The sequence below is a fragment of the Mesorhizobium sp. M3A.F.Ca.ET.175.01.1.1 genome (genome assembly GCF_004791945.1).
GTDB lineage: Bacteria > Pseudomonadota > Alphaproteobacteria > Rhizobiales > Rhizobiaceae > Mesorhizobium.
On sequence record NZ_SRTP01000013.1, the window covers coordinates 103,160 to 122,437 of the forward strand.

General features: G+C 63.4%; 23 protein-coding genes. 16 read left to right on the top strand and 7 right to left on the bottom strand.

Annotation, left to right across the window (positions count from 1 at the left end; genetic code table 11):
• Positions 1-212: 212 nt before the first annotated feature.
• A complete protein-coding gene (locus EN818_RS24710) occupies positions 213-629 on the top strand; it encodes a glyoxalase/bleomycin resistance/extradiol dioxygenase family protein (protein ID WP_095806958.1) in 417 nt (138 codons plus the stop codon).
• A gap of 174 nt (positions 630-803) precedes the next feature.
• The gene (locus EN818_RS24715) at positions 804-1,157 is read left to right on the top strand and encodes a DUF1428 family protein (protein ID WP_095806959.1); all 354 of its coding nucleotides are present in this window, start codon (positions 804-806) and stop codon (positions 1,155-1,157) included.
• Between the two features lie 97 nt (positions 1,158-1,254).
• Here the strand turns inward: EN818_RS24715 and EN818_RS24720 are convergent, their stop codons facing one another.
• Positions 1,255-2,877, bottom strand: a complete 1,623-nt coding sequence (locus EN818_RS24720; RefSeq protein ID WP_095806960.1) for a tetratricopeptide repeat-containing sulfotransferase family protein — start codon at positions 2,875-2,877, stop codon at positions 1,255-1,257.
• 584 nt (positions 2,878-3,461) lie between these two features.
• Here EN818_RS24720 and EN818_RS24725 point away from each other — a divergent pair.
• The 3 genes from EN818_RS24725 (at position 3,462) to EN818_RS24735 (ending at position 4,707) form a co-directional block, all read left to right on the top strand.
• Entirely contained in the window at positions 3,462-3,674 is a 213-nt protein-coding gene (locus EN818_RS24725; RefSeq protein WP_006202520.1) for a cold-shock protein, read from the top strand.
• 226 nt (positions 3,675-3,900) lie between these two features.
• The gene (locus EN818_RS24730; RefSeq protein WP_095807042.1) at positions 3,901-4,113 is read left to right on the top strand and encodes a cold-shock protein; all 213 of its coding nucleotides are present in this window, start codon (positions 3,901-3,903) and stop codon (positions 4,111-4,113) included.
• A gap of 192 nt (positions 4,114-4,305) precedes the next feature.
• A complete protein-coding gene (locus EN818_RS24735) occupies positions 4,306-4,707 on the top strand; it encodes a BA14K family protein (RefSeq protein ID WP_095806961.1) in 402 nt (133 codons plus the stop codon).
• A gap of 69 nt (positions 4,708-4,776) precedes the next feature.
• Here the strand turns inward: EN818_RS24735 and EN818_RS24740 are convergent, their stop codons facing one another.
• On the bottom strand, positions 4,777-5,418 hold the full coding sequence (locus EN818_RS24740) for an MBL fold metallo-hydrolase (RefSeq protein WP_095806962.1): 642 nt from the start codon (positions 5,416-5,418) through the stop codon (positions 4,777-4,779).
• Positions 5,419-5,602: 184 nt separating this feature from the next.
• Positions 5,603-6,496, bottom strand: coding sequence for a branched-chain amino acid aminotransferase (locus tag EN818_RS24745; protein WP_095806963.1), 894 nt, complete (start codon positions 6,494-6,496; stop codon positions 5,603-5,605).
• A gap of 260 nt (positions 6,497-6,756) precedes the next feature.
• On the opposite strand from EN818_RS24745, the gene EN818_RS24750 reads away from it, so the two are divergent.
• Genes EN818_RS24750 through EN818_RS24765 form a run of 5 tightly spaced genes read left to right on the top strand, consistent with a single transcriptional unit; the run spans position 6,757 to position 10,694 of the window.
• Entirely contained in the window at positions 6,757-7,290 is a 534-nt protein-coding gene (locus EN818_RS24750; RefSeq protein ID WP_095806964.1) for a MarR family transcriptional regulator, read from the top strand.
• On the top strand, positions 7,277-7,996 hold the full coding sequence (locus EN818_RS24755) for a response regulator transcription factor (RefSeq protein WP_095806965.1): 720 nt from the start codon (positions 7,277-7,279) through the stop codon (positions 7,994-7,996). The genes EN818_RS24750 and EN818_RS24755 overlap by 14 nt, the downstream gene beginning before the upstream one ends.
• 51 nt (positions 7,997-8,047) lie before the next feature.
• Positions 8,048-9,463: an ATP-binding protein gene (locus tag EN818_RS24760; protein WP_095806966.1), complete on the top strand. Its 1,416-nt coding sequence runs from the start codon at positions 8,048-8,050 to the stop codon at positions 9,461-9,463.
• Positions 9,464-9,519: 56 nt separating this feature from the next.
• Positions 9,520-9,684, top strand: a complete 165-nt coding sequence (locus EN818_RS32825) for a hypothetical protein (protein WP_165350003.1) — start codon at positions 9,520-9,522, stop codon at positions 9,682-9,684.
• Positions 9,672-10,694, top strand: coding sequence for a glycosyltransferase family 1 protein (locus tag EN818_RS24765; protein ID WP_095806967.1), 1,023 nt, complete (start codon positions 9,672-9,674; stop codon positions 10,692-10,694). The genes EN818_RS32825 and EN818_RS24765 overlap by 13 nt, the downstream gene beginning before the upstream one ends.
• A 158-nt stretch (positions 10,695-10,852) precedes the next feature.
• Here the strand turns inward: EN818_RS24765 and EN818_RS24770 are convergent, their stop codons facing one another.
• The 3 genes from EN818_RS24770 to EN818_RS24780 form a co-directional block, all read right to left on the bottom strand.
• Positions 10,853-11,212 (bottom strand): tRNA-binding protein, encoded by a 360-nt coding sequence (locus EN818_RS24770; protein WP_095806968.1) that lies wholly within the window; start codon positions 11,210-11,212, stop codon positions 10,853-10,855.
• A gap of 18 nt (positions 11,213-11,230) precedes the next feature.
• A complete protein-coding gene (locus tag EN818_RS24775) occupies positions 11,231-11,731 on the bottom strand; it encodes a YbjN domain-containing protein (RefSeq protein WP_095806969.1) in 501 nt (166 codons plus the stop codon).
• Between the two features lie 306 nt (positions 11,732-12,037).
• On the bottom strand, positions 12,038-12,340 hold the full coding sequence (locus EN818_RS24780; RefSeq protein WP_095806970.1) for an accessory factor UbiK family protein: 303 nt from the start codon (positions 12,338-12,340) through the stop codon (positions 12,038-12,040).
• Between the two features lie 127 nt (positions 12,341-12,467).
• Between EN818_RS24780 and lgt the strand changes: the two genes are divergently transcribed.
• The 6 genes from lgt (at position 12,468) to EN818_RS24810 (ending at position 18,278) form a co-directional block, all read left to right on the top strand.
• Positions 12,468-13,322: a prolipoprotein diacylglyceryl transferase gene (lgt, locus tag EN818_RS24785; protein ID WP_095806971.1), complete on the top strand. Its 855-nt coding sequence runs from the start codon at positions 12,468-12,470 to the stop codon at positions 13,320-13,322.
• Positions 13,319-14,386: a class I SAM-dependent methyltransferase gene (locus EN818_RS24790; RefSeq protein WP_095806972.1), complete on the top strand. Its 1,068-nt coding sequence runs from the start codon at positions 13,319-13,321 to the stop codon at positions 14,384-14,386. Before lgt ends, EN818_RS24790 begins: the two co-directional genes overlap by 4 nt.
• A gap of 88 nt (positions 14,387-14,474) precedes the next feature.
• On the top strand, positions 14,475-15,269 hold the full coding sequence (pgeF, locus tag EN818_RS24795) for a peptidoglycan editing factor PgeF (RefSeq protein ID WP_095806973.1): 795 nt from the start codon (positions 14,475-14,477) through the stop codon (positions 15,267-15,269).
• Positions 15,269-16,420, top strand: a complete 1,152-nt coding sequence (locus EN818_RS24800; protein WP_095806974.1) for a Xaa-Pro peptidase family protein — start codon at positions 15,269-15,271, stop codon at positions 16,418-16,420. Before pgeF ends, EN818_RS24800 begins: the two co-directional genes overlap by 1 nt.
• 55 nt (positions 16,421-16,475) lie before the next feature.
• A complete protein-coding gene (locus EN818_RS24805; protein ID WP_095806975.1) occupies positions 16,476-17,081 on the top strand; it encodes a hypothetical protein in 606 nt (201 codons plus the stop codon).
• A gap of 261 nt (positions 17,082-17,342) precedes the next feature.
• Positions 17,343-18,278, top strand: a complete 936-nt coding sequence (locus EN818_RS24810; RefSeq protein ID WP_095806976.1) for a ribose-phosphate pyrophosphokinase — start codon at positions 17,343-17,345, stop codon at positions 18,276-18,278.
• Positions 18,279-18,382: 104 nt separating this feature from the next.
• Here EN818_RS24810 and EN818_RS24815 read toward each other — a convergent pair whose 3' ends face one another.
• A complete protein-coding gene (locus EN818_RS24815; RefSeq protein ID WP_095806977.1) occupies positions 18,383-19,267 on the bottom strand; it encodes a helix-turn-helix transcriptional regulator in 885 nt (294 codons plus the stop codon).
• Positions 19,268-19,278: the final 11 nt, after the last annotated feature.

Sequence of the window (19,278 nt, forward strand, 5' to 3'; positions counted from 1 at the left end):
AGCCACTTCTCCAGCCCTCGCGGCGCGACAATTGCGCTCTTATTGGAGCCTGCCGATGCAAGTTCGTTTTGCGCCTTTCGGTCTAACGAACCGTTGTTGCCCGGCTCATCCAGCGCAGGCCTTCTAAAAATTCCTCGCGACCGTGTAGGATAGGTGTCGCCTCGTCCGTCCTATGGTCGCAACGCCAATCAACCGAGAAGAGGACCCCGCAGATGACTGACCAGACCCCACCCCGGGCGAAAGTGCTTGGCGGATTGACCCCCTATTTGCAGGTCGACGGCGCCATCAAGGCCGCCGAATTCTACAAGAAGGCCTTCGGCGCGGAGGAGGTGTTTGCCTATCCGCCGGACGAACAAGGCCGCACCATGCATATCCATCTCCACGTCAACGGCTCGACGCTGATGCTGGGCGACGCCTATCCCGAGCACGGCCATCCGCATCAGGCGGCGCAGGGCTACACGCTGCAGCTCCATCTCGGCAGCGACGACATCGACGCCTGGTGGAAGCGCGCGGTCGACGCCGGCTGCGAAGTCGTCACGCCGCTCCAGGTGATGTTCTGGGGCGACCGTTGGGGCCAGGTGAAGGACCCCTTCGGCGTCGCCTGGGCGATGAATGCGCCGGTGAAGTAAACTCGGCTTGTCTGCCTCTGCCCAGTTTGAGAGGCCGGATCGCCCTGAATAGCCCTTCGCAATTCGGCTGGCAATCCGTGTGAGAGGTAGCGGCGCATCTTGCAATCCTCGTTCGACCTCGCATCGCCTTCTCTCAAGAACCTGAGAAGGTTGGTCGCTAAGAAAGGAACCCCAATGTCCTATGTCGATGGCTTCGTGCTTGCCGTGCCAAAGGCAAATCTCGAGCAATACAAGAAGATGGCTGAAAAGGCCGGCGCCGTCTGGAAGGAACACGGCGCGCTCGCCTATGTCGAATGCACCGGCGACGACGTGCCCTACGGCGAACTCACCTCGTTTCCGCGCGCCGTGCAGGCCAAGGAGGATGAGATCGTTATCTTCGCCTGGGTCGTCTATGCATCCAGGCAGAACCGCGACGCTGTGATGGCCAAGGTGATGGCCGACGAGCGCTTGAAGGCGGACTGGGCGACGATGCCCTTCGACGGCAAGCGCATGATCTTCGGCGGCTTTCAGCCGTTCATCGAGCTGTAGGCGCGAGACAACGCCAGCGTCGGCAGATCACAATCCTTTGCGATTGGCCGAGATGCTCGTCGAAGCCGAGAGGCGTCGGCCGAACGGCGACGAGTGACTAGCTCAGCCTGTCCAGCAGCGGCTTCAGCCGGTCGCCGTAGCGCTTCCACAGGTCGACGGAGCCCTGATACATCGGCTGGCGCACCTGCGCCGCCGATGCCGTTCGCACCGCACGGTCGGTCTCGTGGAACGACAGCACCTTGTCGTCCCAGGGCAGGCCGAGATGGGCCATCAGCGCCCGCGTCTGCGCTTCCTGGTCGGCGACGAAATCCTCATAGCGCACATCGTGCACGACACCGGACAGCACCTTGTGCCAATGCGCCATGATGTCGGTGTAGAGGTTGTGGAAGTCGGCAAGCTCGGCGAGATCGTAGCCATAACGATGGCTGTCGCCGCGGAAATGCACCTTGAAGATCGAGAGACACGTGGCCGCCGCGTCGCGCGCGCAATGCACGATCTTCGCCTTCGGCAGCATCATATGCAGGAAGCCGACCAGCAGGAAGTTGCCCGGCATCTTGTCGGTGACATGACGGAAGCCCGGATAGCGGGTGTGCAGCATGTCGAGATAGGCCTGCCCGGCTTCGGCAAAAGCCGTGTCCGGCATGTCGGCGATTCCCGACGGAAAGCCGCCCGGCATGCTCATCGGGAACTGCTTGCCGACGACCGTCTTCAGGATGCTGAGCTCGCCGGCGCCAAACACCTGCGGATGGCTGGCGATGATCTGCTCGACCAGCGTCGTGCCGGAACGCGGCATGCCGACCACGAAAATCGGCGCGTCGTCGGAGATGTCGCTCGGCCGGTGCTTGTCGAAGAAGGCCTTGTCGAACACCGCCTTCATCGCCTCGAACTCATCGCGCGTCCTGGCCGGATCGTAGTCGATGCCCTTGCGGCGAATGGCGTTGCCCTCGGCGAAATAGTCGAAGGCGCGGCCGTAGTCCTTCAGATCGTCATTGGCCTTACCGAGGCCGAAGGAGAGCTGCATGCGCGCGAGGCTGTCCTGCGGCGCCTTGCTATGCTGGGCCTCCATGCCGGCAAGCTCGCCATCGCGCTCCGTCTGGCGCTTGACTTGCGTCAGCAAAAGCCAGGCCTTCGCCATCGCGGGAGCGATCGCCACCGCCTGGCGGGCAAGATCGGCAGCCTCGGAGAGCTTGCCCTTCTCCATCATGGCCACGCCAAGCCCGTAGAGCAGTTCCGCATCCTTGGGCCGGATCGACAGCGACTCGCGGAACAGGGCGATCGCGTCGTCCAGCCGCCCGGCTTCCTGCAGTGTTTCCGCAAGGCCGATACGGGCGCGGACATGGAACGGGTTGCGGCCGATGGTGCCGCGATAGATCTCCTCGGCCGCCTCGAACTGGCCGAGTTGTTTCAGCGACGAGCCGAGATTGTCGCGCGCGGCAAGCTGGTCCGGACGGATGTCCACCGCGCCGCGGAAGAAATCGACGGCGGCAGCGACACGACCGAGGTCGCGCATGACGGTCCCCATATTGTTGAGGAAGTCCGCATTCCTGGGCTGCAGCGTCACCGACTGCTCTATGAGGTCGAGCCCCTCCTCGCTTCGGCCGGTCTGATGCAGCAGCAATCCGAGGAAGTGCAGCGCTGCGGCGTGGTCCGGCTTCTGTCCCAGCACCTGCCGGTAAAGCGACTCGGCTTCCTGCCGGCGCCCGGCCTGATGCAGTTGCAGCGCTCTCTGCGCATAAGGATCGAGCGGGCTTGCCGAACCGGCTTTGCCACTCGCGCCCGCCGCTCTTCTCTGATCTCTGTTAATGGGAAACCTGCCGTGTTTGTCCGCCCGCCGAACTAAGCCATGCGGGCCGGAGATTCAAGACTGGCCTGACGTATGAGCCTGCACGGCACGCCGATCCTCGTCGTTCCGACATCGGTTGCAACTCCAGTTTGCACGTTTGGCGCCGCGGAAAATCAAAGCGCCAGGAGGGCTATACTGACCTATGCTTGAGCGTGCGCTGACCCCAGATATGAGGTCTATTCGAGAGGCAGCGTCAGGCGTGCCGGGGGCCGCCCGCGAAGGTTGTCTTGCCACTATCACGTTTCCGTGTAATAAATTTCGTGTTCGGGCATTTGCGACCCGGAGAGCGGCACGTTTTGGACGACCTTTCCCCGATAGTGTGAATCTCTGACGGCCCCGTATTTCGGCGGGGGGTTTGACCATGCGCAAATGCATGACTGCCGAAGCAACCACCAGGACTTGCCCAAGGCGCAAGGCAGCGGGCAGACCACAACACTGATACGGGTGAAGGAGTTTCCCCAATGGCCCAGACCGGCACCGTAAAGTTCTTCAACGCCACCAAAGGCTTCGGCTTCATCACGCCCGACGGCGGCGCCAAGGACGTGTTCGTCCACATCTCGGCGATCGAGGCTTCGGGTTTGCGCACCCTCGTCGATGGCCAGAAGGTCACCTTCGACGTCGAGCCGGACCGCATGGGCAAGGGCCCGAAGGCGGTCAATCTGCGCGCTGCCTGATTGTCCGCCGGCCCGCGATCAAGGGCCCGGCACGATCGTGAACCGGCTTCAGTGCCGGGCTGAATTTCGAAGGCGCGGCGGTTCCGTCGCGCCTTTTTCGCGGCCGCAAAATCCCGCCCGAGGGAGCGAAAACTTTCTCTTGCCGATAGCGCTAAAATAAAGGACAAATTTCCTCTCGGGCATTTGCCGGCCCGAGACTGACTTGATGGGATCAAAGGAGTTTCCCATGCCGCAGACCGGCACCGTCAAATTCTTCAACCATGCCAAAGGCTTCGGCTTCATCACGCCGGATGATGGCGCGAAGGATGTCTTCGTCCACATTTCGGCTGTGCAGGCGTCGGGTCTTCCCGGTCTTGAGGATGGGCAGAAAGTGACATTCGACACCGAGCCGGACAAGCGCGGCAAGGGTCCGAAGGCCGTCAATCTGTCGATCAGCTAACCCGGCTCAGGACAGATCGGACGGAGGTTGATGAGGCGGGTACGCTCTCGCCCGGGTAAGATTTTGCCCAAGCCGCGAAGTTGTCCAGCCGAATTCCGTTCAGCCTCCGTTCAGCCACGGTCTTCTATTAATCTTTGCTAAAGCCGGTCCGCATCCCCGAACATACCCGGGCCGGCGCGAAGGAGACCGAAAATGAACCGAATTCTCAAGACCGCCATTTTGACCGCGGGCATTGCCGCAACCACCTTGGCCACCTTCTCCGCGGCCAATGCGGATGACTGGCGTTGGCATCGTCACCACCATGGTGATGCGCTCGCGGCCGGCGTCGTCGGCCTGGCGGCAGGCGCCTTGATCGGCAGCGCGCTCAGCAATCCCGGGCCGAGATATTATGATCCAGCCTATGATGATGGCTATTATGTCGACCCGCCGGTCCGCCGCTACTATGCGCCGCGCGTGGTCTATGCCGACCGCTATGCCGAACCGTGGACCCGTGCCTGGTACGAGTATTGCTCGGACCGTTACCGCACCTTCAATTCGCGCACCGGTACCTTTACCGGCAATGACGGCGAGCAGCATTTCTGCGTCGCCAACTAAACATTTAAGTTCCCTGCCCCAGCAAAGGCGCCGCCATTGAGCGGCGCTTTTCTTTGCCGGTTACGCAGATCAGATGAGAAACGGATTGGTCCGTCGCTCCTCACCGAAGCGGCCGCCCGGCCCGTGGCCGCAGATGAAGCCGATATCGTCGCCGAGCGGCAGCAGCTTGTCCTTGATCGAGGCGATCAGCGCGGCGTGATCGCCGCCCGGCAGATCGGTGCGGCCGATCGAGCCGCTGAACAGCACGTCGCCGACATGGGCGAACCTAGCCACGCGGTTGTAATAGACGACATGGCCGGGCGCATGGCCCGGGCAGTGCAGCACCTCGAACACATGCTCGCCGAACGACACCATGTCGCCTTCGCTGAGGAAACGGTCCGGCACGCAGTTGCGCACCGGGTCGGTAAGGCCGAAGCGCCTGGCCTGGTTTTCGAGATTGGCAAGCAGCGGCCGGTCGGCCTCGTGCGGTCCGATGATGTCGAGGCCGAGCGCATCCTTCAGGTCCATCGCGCCGCCGGCGTGATCGATATGGCCATGTGTGATCCAGATCGCCCCGGCGGTGATGGCATTGTCCTTGAGCACCGCCAGTATCTTGTCGACATCGCCGCCGGGATCGACGACGACGCCGGCCTTGTCGTCCATGTCGAACAGGATGGTGCAATTCTGCTGGAAGGGCGTGACCGGCACTATGCCGGCGTTGAGCTGACCCATGGCTTTCCTTTCCAAGTCTGGCTGGAGCGCCTCAGCTCTGCACAGAATCGCTGAGCCGCTCTAAGTGTTTGTTTTTGCACAATTCCGGACGGAAACCGCTACGCACCATTCCTGGAATTCTCTAGTGAAAACAAACAGGGGCGGCTCGAAAACCGCCCCGTTGCGTCAGAACCTGCGACTGTTTCTATTCTGCGGCGATCGCGTGCTTTGGTTGCACGGCAGCGGAATAGTCGTTCATCAATGTCTTGGCGATCTCGCCGACCTCGAATCGGTATGGGCCGATTTCGGAGACCGGAGTGACTTCGGCAGCAGTGCCGGTGAGGAAGCACTGCTCAAAACCCTCGAGTTCGTCCGGCATGATCGCGCGTTCGATCACTTCCACACCCCGGTCCTTGGCAAGCCCGATCACCGTGCGGCGGGTGATGCCGTCAAGGAAGCAGTCGGGCGTCGGCGTGTGTATCTTGCCGTCCTTGACGAAGAAGATGTTGGCGCCCGTCGCTTCCGCGACCTGGCCGCGCCAGTCGAGCATCATGGCGTCGGCATAGCCCTTGGCTTCCGCCGCATGCTTGGACAGGGTGCAGATCATGTAGAGGCCGGCGGCCTTCGACTTGGAGGGCGCGGTGCGCGGATCGGGCCGGCGCCATTCGGCGATGTCGAGACGGATGCCCTTGAGCTTCTGCGCCGGATCGAAATAGCTCGGCCACTGCCAGATGGCGATGGCGCAGTTGATGCGGTTGTTCTGCGCCGAGACGCCCATCTGCTCGCTGCCGCGCCAGGCGATCGGGCGCACATAGGCGTCCTGGAAACCCTGCTTCTTCAGAAGCGTGCGGCAGGCCTCGTCGATCTCGGCCACCGAATAGGGAATCTTGAAGCCGAGCAGGCGCGCCGACTCGTGCAGCCGCTCATTGTGCTCGGTCAGCTTGAAGATCTGGCCGCCATAGGCGCGCTCGCCCTCGAAGACGGCGCTGGCATAATGCAGGCCATGGGTCAGCACGTGGATCTTGGCGTCGGTCCATTTGACGAACTCGCCGTTCATCCAGATAAAGCCGTCCAGTTGATCGAAGGGAACGGATGCCATGGGAACCTCCCGCGGGCGCGGCCCGCATATCATTGTGTCGTTCAGCGTTTCGTGTCAGCCGCGCGACGGCGTCTGGAACGTCAGCCGGTGCCCGCAAGCGTAGGCGGATAATCAAAGCATGGCAAACTCAGGAAGTTCCAGAAAAACGACTTCCGCTTGCCTTTTCGATCGCAATCCGCCGAAAAGCTTGTCAAAAATTACCATTACCGGGAAATTACGTCAACAGTGCTGACATAATTTCCGTTTCGCATGGAGAAGAGATGACGGATCGAAACCCCGCAGCCGGAAAACCGATCAGGACGGCGGTCACCGACGAGGACGGTATCGACTTCGCCATCATCGAGCTGTTCTTCTTCGCCTACCGCGATTTCACTTCCGATCCCGACCAGATCCTGGCCGATTACGGCTTCGGCCGCGCCCATCACCGCGTGCTGCATTTCGTCAACCGCAGGCCCGGCCTCACGGTTGCCGAGTTGCTGGACGTGCTGAAGATCACCAAGCAGAGCCTGGCGCGGGTGCTGAAGCAGTTGATCGACACCGACCATATCGTCCAGCTGCAGGGTCCGCGCGACCGCCGCCAGCGCGAGCTCTACCCCACCGCCAAGGGCCGCGCCCTGGCGCTAGCGCTCGCCCGGCCACAGTCGCGCCGCATCCGTGCTGCATTGGAGGATTCCGGTGCCGCCGAACGCGCTTCGATCGAAAGATTTCTGGAGGCGATGGTCAATCCGGAACTAAGAGCGCAGATCGACATTGTGCCTGCGCAGACATCGGGGAAAAACCATGGAGACCAGTGAGAAGGTAGATCATCCGGCGGCGCCCGACGATGATGCGCCGCATCTGCTGGTGGTCGACGACGATACCCGCATCCGCAACCTGCTCAAGCAGTATCTGTCAGAGAATGGCTTTCGCGTCACCGTCGCCGGCAATTCCAGCGAGGCCCGGCGCAAGCTCGCAGGGCTCGATTTCGACCTGCTCGTGCTGGACGTGATGATGCCCGGCGAGACCGGCGTCGACCTCACCAAGGCGTTGCGGGCCGAGAAGAACGTGCCGATCCTGATGCTGACGGCGCTCTCGGAGACCGACAGCCGCATCACCGGGCTAGAGGCCGGCGCCGACGACTATCTGCCGAAACCTTTCGATCCGCGCGAATTGATCCTGCGCATCAACAACATACTGCGCCGCGGCGGCCCGACGGCGACGCCCAAGGTCGAGCAGCTGGTGTTTGGCCCCTATACATTCCAGATCGCCAAGCGCGAGTTGAAGCGCGGCGGCGAGGCGCTGAAGCTGACCGACCGCGAACAGGAGATCCTGGCCATCTTCGCGGCGCGCGCCGGGGAGACCATACCGCGCCACGAACTCGTCGGCGACGAATCGGACGTCGGCGAGCGCACGATCGATGTCCAGATCAACCGGCTGCGCCGCAAGATCGAGCGCGATCCGTCCAACCCGGTCTGGCTGCAGACCGTGCGCGGTATTGGGTATCGGCTCAGCGTGGAATAACATGCTCATCGACGGCCTTTGGTGAACGGCCATCGACGAGCGGAAGGGCGAATGGCGACCACGCAACTGGAACAGCCCGAAGGCGGCGGCCACGGCGAACTCGCGATGCGCACGCTAAGAGCGATGCCGCGCGCCTGGAACCGGTTCTGGCGCCTGGTCGCGCTCTACATGCCGAAGCGGCTCTATGCTCGCTCGCTGATCATCGTCATCGCCCCGATGATCCTGTTGCAGTCGGTGGTCGCCTTCGTCTTCATGGAACGCCATTGGCAGACGGTCACCCAGCGCCTGTCGCAGGCGACCGTGCGTGACATCGCCGCCATCATCGACATGATGGAGACCTATCCGCACGACGCCGACTACGCCAACATCATCCGCATCGCTCAGGATCGCATGCAGCTGAAAGTGGATCTGCTGCCGCCCGATCCGCTGCCGCCGCCCGGCCCAAAACCGTTCTTCTCGATCCTCGACGAGGCCCTGTCGTCGGAGATCACTAGGCAGATCAACCGACCCTTCTGGATCGACACGGTCGGCAATTCTAACATCGTCGAAGTCCGCGTGCAGTTGGAAGGCAAAGTCCTGCGCGTCTTCGTGCGCCGCAGCCAGGCCTACGCCTCGAATACCCATATCTTCCTGATCTGGATGGTCGGCACCTCGCTGGTGCTGCTGATGATCGCCATTCCCTTCCTGCGCAATCAGATCCGGCCGATCCTCACGCTCGCCGAGGCTGCCGAGAGCTTCGGCAAAGGGCGGCCGATGCCGCGCGATTTTCGTCCGCGCGGCGCCGAGGAGGTGCGCCGTGCCGGCTTTGCCTTCATCCAGATGCGCGAGCGCATCGAGCGCCAGATCGAGCAGCGCACGGCGATGCTCACTGGCGTCAGCCACGACCTCAGGACCATCCTCACCCGCTTCAAGCTGCAGCTGGCGCTGGCCGGCGGCAAGGCCGAAACCAAGGCCGCGCTCAACCAGGACATCGACGACATGCAGTCGATGCTGGAGGGCTATCTCGCCTTCGCCCGCGGTGAGGCTACGGAAGACGCCGGCCGCTTCGACCTGCAAGCCTATTTCCAGAAGCTCGGGGAAGAAGCTTTGCTGCGCAGATGCAAGCTGTCGACAACGCTTGTCGGCGATCCGACCGTGCATGTGCGGCCCAACGCCTTTGCCCGGCTGCTCTCGAATGTGATCGGCAACGCCTTCCGCTACGCCAAGACCGTCGAAGTCGATGCCAATCACGGTCGCGGCTCGCTGACGGTCACCATCGACGACGACGGTCCGGGCATTGCGCCCGAAAAGCGCGAGGAGGTGTTCAAGCCGTTCCTCAGGCTCGACGAGGCGCGCAACCTCGATGCCAGCGGCACCGGCCTCGGCCTGTCGATTGCCCGCGACATCGCCCGCAGCCATGGCGGCGACATCAGCCTCGAAGACAGCCCGCTCGGCGGCTTGCGCGCCGTGATCAAGGTGCCCGCGTAAGTCGGGGCAAGGACGGGAGTCATCCGCCCGTCATGAAACCATGGTCAAGAGCGCGCATGAAGCGCGCGACCCAGATCGATTCGGCCCTGCCGCCAGGCTTCGATCCCGTGCCCGCCCGGGTGCGCTGGAGCGAAGCGCAAGCTGCTGCCTGGTCGCCGCTCCGCCATCACAAGGGCTGGGCTAAAAATCTTTCCAGCGAAGGGCAGCCATGCGCATCCTGATGGTCACCGACGCCTGGCGGCCGCAGGTCAATGGCGTCGTGCACACGCTGGAACGGCTGACCGAGACACTGAAAACTTTCGACGTCCAGGTCGACTTCCTGACGCCGAACACTTTCCGCACCTTGCCGCTGCCGACCTATCCGGACATCCGCCTGGCGCTTACCACGCCAAGCCGCGTGGCGCAGCTGATCGATGCGCGCAAGGCCGACCATATCCACATCGTTACCGAAGGTCCGCTCGGCATCATGGCGCGCCGTTATTGCCGCAGGGCCGGCCGCCCCTTCACCACCAGCTATCACACGCGCTTCCCCGAATATCTCAGCGCCCGCCTGCCGGTGCCGGAGCGTTGGACCTACAACTGGCTGCGCGACTTCCACAATTCCGGACACGGCACGCTTGTCGCCACGCGGTCGCTGGCGGACGATCTGGCCGCGCGCGGCTTCGACAAGCTGAGGCCTTGGACGCGCGGCGTCGACACCGAGCATTTCCGGCCGGAAAAGCACAAGCAGACGAGCTTTCCCCGTCCGGTCTTCCTTTGCGTCGGTCGCGTCGCGATCGAGAAGAACCTGAGCGCCTTCCTCGACCTCGACCTGCCCGGCAGCAAGGTGGTGGTCGGCGAGGGACCGGAATTGGCGAAGCTCAAGGCACGCTATCCGAACGCGCATTTTCTCGGCCATCGCCCGAACGACGAACTGGCGGAAATTTACGCATCGGCCGACGTGTTCGTCTTTCCGAGCCGCACCGACACGTTCGGCAACGTCATCATCGAGGCTTTAGCCAGCGGCACGCCGGTGGCCGCCTACCCGGTGACCGGTCCGATCGACATCGTCGGCGACGGCATCGGCGGGGCCGTGTCCGAGGACCTAGGCGAGGCCGCGCTCAAGGCGCTCCAGGTCGACCGCGCCGAGGCGCGCCAGCGCGCTCTGCGCTACAGCTGGAAGGCCTGCGCCGAAATGTTTCTCGACGTCGTCGAGGAAGCGCTGGGAAAGACGCGCAAGCTCGCGGCGTGAACGCCTTGGCGTATAGGATGCGTTGAGATTCAGGTCAGGCCGAGCTGAGAATGGTGGGCTCCGAGAACCGGAGCGGAGCGTCGTCTTTGGATATGTGAGCACCGGAAGCGCAGGAGACTGCCGTTCGCAAGCCGCCCTCACCTCAATATCAATGCATCCTAAAACAGCCGCCCGCCGTCCGGCACCCTGCGCTCGATGGCGCCGAGCACCACGGCGCCCTCCTCGTCGGGAAAGCCCAGCGTCAGCACTTCGGACATGAAAGGGCCTATCTGGCGCGGCGGGAAGTTGACCACGGCAAAGACCTGCCGGCCGATCAGTGTCTCCGGCGCATAGTATTTGGTGATCTGCGCCGAAGATTTCTTCACGCCGATCACCGGGCCGAAGTCGATCTTCAGCTTGAATGCCGGCTTGCGCGCCTCGGGGAAAGGCTCGGCTTCGATGATCGTGCCGGCGCGGATATCGACACGGTCGAAATCGGCAAAGCTGATCTCGGGCTTGCGCGCGCCACTTGAACTCATTGCAAATCCCGGCGGCGTTCAGGCAGTTCCATGCGTTTCGAACAGCACGCTGGACAGCGCGTCCTTGGCCGACGTGCCGGACCAGACGACGAACTGGAAGGCCTGGAAATAGCATTCGCAGGCTTCGAGCGCCGACGACAGCAACACCTCGACCTGCTGGCTCGACGGCTCGACCCCGCCGGCCAGCAGCAGCGACTGCCGGAACATGATGGCGCCTTCCTGCTCCCAGAGGTCGAAATGGCCGAACAGCATCTGCTCGTTGATCAGCGACAGGAGCCGCATCACTTCGAGCGTGCGCATCTCCGGCACCTTGATGTCGAAGGCGCAGGCCAGATGCAGCGCCTCAAAATCCTCCATCCACGAGAAGGAGACGTGATAATCGGTCCAGCTGCCTGCCACCGAAATCGAGATCTCGTCGTCGCCGGCGCGCTCGAAAGCCCAGTCGTTGTTGTGCGCCACCTGCTCGATCACATCCACCGGGTGGATTTCGCGGGAGAATTCGAGTTCGAGGAGTTCCATGAATGCTTCCTGTGTTCAGGGGAGCGCCACACGCTCCGCGGGGCACACACGACGAACAATCCTGTCCAGAACTCGGACGGCCGGGGCTTTCACAGACCCCAACCGGACCCCACCGCCCGGCGCATGACCCAGCTTCGAATCATGCAACAAATTCAGTCTATTGATCGGGAGTCGCGTGAACAGCCCAATTTTTCGCACTGCGTCATTCGCATGTGGAAAGGCGCTGTCACAAAGATTCATGCAATGCCGGTAAGCGATTCACGGCAAAGCGATTTTTCGGATCGCGCTTTGTGGAAAAGTTTACGATTATTTTTTCGTTTTGGGCTTCGCCGCCGCCGTAGGTGCGGCCTGTCCCGTCAATTCGGCGAGCTTTGCCTCCAGCGCCTCGATGCGCGCCGCAAGCAGGATGTTGTCTTCCCTGGCCTTGACGGCCATCTCGCGCGCGGCCTCGAACTCCTCGCGCTGCACCACATCCATTGAGTTGAGGATGCGCTCCGCCTGGCCCCGGAAGGCCGTCTCCACCTCGCGCCGCACGCCCTGGGCGGCGCCCGCGGCATCGGTCATCAGCTTGGCGAATTCATCGAGAATGCGGTTCGGTCCGTTCGACATGGCAGATCCTCGCTTGCTGAGTTTGACGTAGTGGCGAGCGGCGCCGAATGCAAGCGAAGCCTGCCTTGACCCCGCCAAAAGCCTGCCGCATGGTCCGCGCCGATCGATCACCCACCGGGAGACCAGTTTGAGCGAATACTTCCTGCTGCCGCTGGCCTCCCTGCCCTTCCCAAACATCGATCCGGTGATCGTCCATGTCGGACCGCTGGCGGTGCATTGGTATGGCGTCGGCTACATCGTCGGCATCCTGTTTGCCTGGTGGTACGCCAAGCGGCTTGTCACCAATCCGCGGCTTTGGCCGGATGGCAAGCTGCCGATGAAGGCGGAAGATCTTGACGACTTCATCGTCTGGGCTGCGATCGGCGTGGTGCTCGGCGGGCGCACCGGCTATGTGCTCTTCTACGACTTGCCGCGCTACATCGCGCATCCGCTCGACATCTTCGCGGTCTGGCAGGGCGGCATGTCTTTTCACGGTGGGTTGCTCGGCGTGATCCTCGCCATGACGCTGTTTTCGCTCAGGCGCGGCATTCACACCTGGACGCTGTTCGACGTCGTCTCGGCCGGGGTGCCGGTTGGCCTCGGCCTCGTACGCCTCGCCAATTTCGTCAATTCCGAGCTCTGGGGCCGGCCGACGGACGTGCCCTGGGCGATCGAATTTCCCAATGGCGGCCCGTTCACTCGTCATCCGAGCCAGATCTACGAGGCATTGCTGGAGGGCCTCATATTGTTTCTGGTGCTGCGTTTCCTCACCCATTCGCGGCTCAAGCTGAAGACGCCGCGCTTTGTCGGCGGCGCTTTCATCTGCGGCTACGGCCTGTCGCGCATCTTCGTCGAGTTCTTCCGCGAGCCGGATCAGCAGCTCGGCTATCTGCTCGGCACCAACTGGCTGACCATGGGCATGATCCTCTCCACGCCGATGGTGCTCGCCGGTATCTGGGCCATGGCAACCGCAAAGCCGGTGACGCAGCCGCAGGCGGCATGACCCGGCTGAAGGACCGCATCGTCGACCTGATCGGCGCGGTGGGGCCGATCCCGGTCAGCGAATACATGGCGCTCTGCCTGTTCGATCCCGAGCATGGCTACTACACGACGCGCGAGCCGTTCGGCGCCGCCGGTGACTTCATCACCGCGCCGGAGATCAGCCAGATGTTCGGCGAACTCGTCGCCGTCTGGCTTTACCAGTCCTGGCAACGCATCGGCCGGCCGCTGCCTGTCACCGTGGCCGAGATCGGGCCGGGGCGCGGCACGCTGATGAAGGACATGCTGCGCACCTTGCTGCGCCTCGATCCGGCTTTCGCCGGCGACGCCTCCTTTGCCATGGTCGAGACCAGCCCGCGCCTGACCAAGATCCAGCAGGCGACCCTTGCCGGCCAGCCGGTGAAGCTCGCCTGGCATGAATCCGTGGACGCGCTGCCCCGGCAGCCGCTGATCATCGTCGGCAACGAGCTGTTCGACGCCGTGTCGATCCGCCAGTTCGTTCGCACTGGAGCAGGCTGGCGCGAACGCCTGGTGGGCCTCGATGACGCCGACCGGTTGCATTTCTTCGCCGGTGCCGGCTCGGTCGACCCGTCGCTGCTGCCCGACGACGCTGTTGATGCGCCGGAAGGATCTATCGTCGAGATTGCCCCTGCCCGCGCGGCGCTTATGTCGGCGATTGCCGAACGGATCGCGGTCCAGAGCGGCGCCGGGCTGTTCATCGACTATGGCTATTTGCGACCGGGTGTCGGCGACACCTTGCAGGCCTTGCGCAGACACGATCACGAAGATGTGCTGGCCAATCCGGGCGAGGCCGACCTCACCGCCCACGTCGATTTTGCCGCCCTTGCCGCCACCGCGCAAACACACGGCCTCGCGGCACAGTTGGCGACGCAGGGTGACTTCCTGCTCGGCATGGGCCTGCTCGAGCGTGCCGGCGCGCTCGGCGCCGGTGCGGACAGCAAGACCCGGCAGACCATCTCCGATGCCGTCGAACGCCTCGCCGGCCCCGACGCCATGGGCAAGCTTTTCAAGGTCCTGACGATCCTCCCGGCGGTGGAGGCCGGCTGACATCGGCCCCAAACCCATACAGGCTGGTCCGGCCACTTGCCGGAACTTCGCCTTGACGAAATGGCCGCCAGAGACAACAAACCCATCCATGCTGAATCAGACGAAACCAGATCCAGTAAGGTCGCCTCATCTGGACGAGGTGAAGGCGAAAGGCATCCGCCACGGTTACTTCACCCGCATCGGCGGCGTTTCAAGAGGCATCTACCGTGGCCTCAACATCGGCATGGGGTCGAACGATGACCAGGCGCTGGTTGCGGAGAACCGCCGCCGCGTCGCCGAATGGATGGGTGTCTCGGTCGACCATCTCTTGACTGCGCATCAGGTCCACTCCCCGGACGCCGTCATCGCCCGGGAGCCTTTCGCAGGCCCGCGCCCCACGGCCGACGCCGTCGTCACCGATCGGCCCGGCATCGCGGTCGGCGCCTCGACCGCGGATTGCGGGCCGGTGCTGTTCGCCGATGCCGAGGCCCGCGTCATCGGCGCAGCACACGCCGGATGGAAAGGCGCCTTCACAGGCGTGCTCGAAAACACCATTGCGGCGATGGAGGGCTTGGGCGCCCGCCGCGACCGCATCGTCGCTGTTCTCGGCCCCTCTATCGGACCCGAGAACTATGAAGTCGGACCGGAATTCGTCGCCCGCTTCGCTGAGGCCGACGCCGCCAACCACAGCTATTTCAGGCCGTCGGCCAATGCGGGCCGCTCGATGTTCGATCTCAACCGATATACGGTCGATCGGCTGCGCAAGGCCGGCGTGATCGCTGAAGGGCTCGGTCGCTGCACTTACGCGGAGGAAGACCTTTTTTATTCTTACCGGCGCACCACCCACCGCGGGGAAGCGGATTACGGGCGGCAGGTATCGGCAATCGTTTTGGAGAAAGAGTAATGGCGCTGCATTTCGAACGTTCGGAATTCGACGCGCGGCGCGACCGCCTGCTGATCGAGATGGCCGAAAAGAAGCTCGACGCCGTGCTGCTGTTCGCCCAGGAGAGCATGTATTGGCTGACCGGCTACGACACGTTCGGCTTCTGCTTCTTCCAGTGTCTGGTGGTGAAGGCTGACGGCTCGATGGTGTTGCTCACCCGCTCCGCCGATCTCAGGCAGGCGCGCCAGACCTCGATCATCGACAACATCACACTGTGGACCGATCGAGACGGTGCAAACCCGGCGATCGACCTGCGCAACCTGCTCAACGACCTCGATTTGCTGGGGGCCCGCATCGGCGTCGAATATGATACGCACGGGCTCACCGCTTACAATGGCCGCCGCCTCGACGAGCAGTTGCAGACCTTCGGGCAGATCGCCGATGCGTCCGGCATCGTGGGCCGGCTGCGACTGTTCAAGAGCCCGGCCGAAATCGCCAAGGCGGAGAAGGCGGCAGGTCTTTCCGACGACGCCCTCGATGCCGCCTTGCCGCTGATCAAGCAGGGGGGCGACGAAGCGCTGATCCTCGCCGCCATGCAAGGCGCGATCTTTGCCGGCGGCGGCGACTACCCGGCCAACGAGTTCATCATCGGCTCCGGCATCGATGCCCTGCTTTGCCGCTACAAGTCCGGACGCCGCAAGCTGAACAAGAACGATCAGCTGACGCTGGAGTGGGCGGGCGTCTTCCACCACTATCACGCTCCTATGATGCGCACGGTGCTGACCGGCAAAGCCTCGAAGCGCCACCAGGAACTGTTCGATGCCGCCCGCGCCGCCATTCTCGCCGTCGAGAAGGCGATGACGCCCGGCAACACTTTCGGCGACGTCTTCGACGCGCATGCCCGCACGCTCGAGGCGCACAATCTCACCAAGCACCGCCTGAACGCCTGCGGCTATTCGGTCGGCGCCCGCTTCACCCCGTCCTGGATGGACATGCCGATGTTCTACCAGGGCAATCCCGAACCGATCGCGCCCAACATGACGCTGTTCGCTCACATGATCATCATGGACTCAGAAACCGAGACCGCGATGACGCTCGGCCGCACCTATCTCACCACGGAATCGGCGCCGAAGCCGCTCTCGCGCCATGATCTCGACTTGATCGTGCAGTGAATCCATAATGATGGGCTCACGCGGGGGCGTTCGCCAGCAGGGAGTTTTCAGGCAAATGAGACGATCGCAGGTGACGACCGTGTCATTGCTTGCGGCGCTGGCGCTTACCGCTTGCACCAATGCCAAGGACGTGCTGGAGCCGTCCGCCATCACACCGCCGGCGAGCTCCGCCCAATCCGTGCCCGCCGCCCAAGGCGCATCGGCCGCCACATCGCCGACGACGAGCTCGCCGGCTCCGGCACCGGCAGCTTCGGCACCCGCCACGCCGGCTCAGACTGCCGCCCTGGCCAAGACCCGGCTCCAGGTTGCCCCGATCGTCGGCGCCTCGGTGGAGGCCGCAGCCCCGCTGACGGCGGAACTGCAGACGCGTGCCAAGCAGCGTGGCGTGACGCTGGTCGGCAGCACCGACCAGACGGCAACGCATGTGCTGAAAGGCTATTTTTCCACCATGACCGAAGGCAAGGACACCACGGTCATCTATGTCTGGGACATCTACGACCCGTCCGGCAACCGGCTGCATCGCATCAATGGCCAGCAAAAGTCGGCTTCGGCGGGCAGTGGCGAAGGCTGGCCGGCGGTCGCGCCCGCGACCATGCAGGCCATCGCCGACCAGACGATCGACCAGTTCGCTGCTTGGCTTGGCACCGGCGGCGCCGGCTGAGCAACGGTTCCAGGAAAGTGCGCAACGGCATTTCGTTCGCAACTGCATCAAAGCAGAGAGGCGGAGCGTTCAGAGATTCTGCCGGGCGCCGAACCGGTCCCGCGGACCTGTTGCCGGCTTGCGATGCTCTCGGCCTTTGATGCAGCCGGCTGAAGGATTCCCAATTACGAGGCTTGCAATACCGGCGCGGGCCGCTAAAAGCCCGCATCAAAGGCTCACGAGAGTCTGTCAGGTCTCTCCATCCTTCACCAGGAACGGTGCATGAAGCTTTTCGCGGGCAATTCCAACAGGGTGCTGGCCGAAGCGGTCGCTCGCTATCTCAACATCCCGCTGGGGAAAGCGAGCGTCAGACGCTTCGCCGATCAGGAGATCTTCGTCGAGATCCAGGAGAATGTCCGCGGCGAGGATGTCTTCATCTTGCAGTCGACTTCTTATCCGACCAACGATCATCTGATGGAACTGCTCATCATGATCGACGCCTTCATGCGCTCTTCGGCCCGGCGCATCACGGCTGTCATTCCCTATTTTGGATATGCCAGGCAGGATCGCCGCGCCTCCGGCCGCACGCCGATCTCGGCCAAGCTGGTCGCCAACATGATCACGCGCGCCGGGGTCGACCGCGTCCTGACGCTCGATCTCCACGCCGGCCAGATCCAGGGCTTCTTCGACATCCCGACCGACAATCTGTTCTCGGTGCCGGTCATGGCGCGAGACGTGAAGGCCAAATACAAGCAGCTCGCCAATGTCGTCGTCGTCTCGCCCGACATCGGCGGCGTGGTCAGGGCGCGCGCGCTGGCCAAGCGCTTCGATGCGCAATTGGCGATCGTCGACAAGCGTCGCGAACGCCCAGGCGAATCCGAGGTCATGAACATCATCGGCGCCGTTGCGGGCAAGGACTGCCTGCTGATCGACGACATCGTCGATTCCGGCGGCACGCTCTGCAACGCCGCTGACGCGCTGCTTGCCAACGGCGCCACCAGCGTCACCGCCTATATCACCCATGGCGTGCTCTCGGGCGGCGCGGTCGCCCGCATTGCTGGCTCGAAGCTGCAGGAACTGGTGATCACCGACTCCATCCAGCCGACCCAAGCCGTGCTCGACGCCCCCAACATCCGCGTCATCTCGATCGCCGACCTGATGGGCGAGGCGATCTCGCGCACGGCAACCGAAGAATCGGTGTCGAGCCTGTTCGACTAAAGCGCGTCGCGCTGAACAGATTCGAAAGGCGACGCACTTTAAGTTTTTTTTATTTGATGCATGTCGTTGCCCCAGAACCGCTGCACCCTTATGGGTGACATGCATTAGACCGCCCCAGCTTCCGACCTTGCAGGGCCGCTGGGCCGCTTGTGTCCCTCGCTCGGTTCGCGCGCGCCCCGCATATAGCCGCGGGGTGAGGTTCCAAGCATGCGCTTGAACATGGTGATGAAGGCCGGCACGCTGTCATAGCCGAGATCGAGCGCCACCCTGGTGATCGGCTCGCCGTCGGCAAGCCTGGGCAGCGCTGCGAACAGGCAGGCCTGCTGGCGCCAGGTCGACAGCGGCAGGCCGGTCTGGCGGTGGAAAGCGCGGGTGAAGGAGCGCCGGCTCATGCCTGCGGCATTCGCCCATTCGTCGATCGTCGCATGCGGCGACGGGGCAGCCACAAAGCGCCGGCAGAGTGCGGCCAGCCTCGGATCCGACGGGAACGGCAGGCCGAGCGGCCGTTCCGGCAGGTTGGGGATCTCATGCAGCAAAAGCCCCATGATCAGCCCGCCGCGGCCTTCCAGTTCGGCGCCCTGCGGCAGCTTTTCCGATTCCACGATCAGGCTGTGCATCAATTCGGTGATGCCGACGACACGCAAGCCCTCCGGCAGCCCGGCAATGGCCCCGGGCGTGACATAGACCGAACGCATCGAGACATCGCCCAGCATCTCGACGGAATGCTCGATGCCTGCGGGGATCCACATCGCATGGTCTGGCGGCACCATCCACCGCCCGTGCTTTGTCGTCACCAGCACGACGCCTACCAGCGCATGCAGCAACTGGCTGCGGCTATGGCGGTGCAGGGGTACATGATAGCCGTCGGGATACTCGTTCGGAAGCGCTACCGCAGGCGCGACGACTTCCTCCAGCCACTGCCAGCGCGTTTGATGCAGCCGGCCAAGCTCGGCCGCATCGCCCCTGAATATCTCCCTGCCGTGCGGCATGGTTGTGGCCC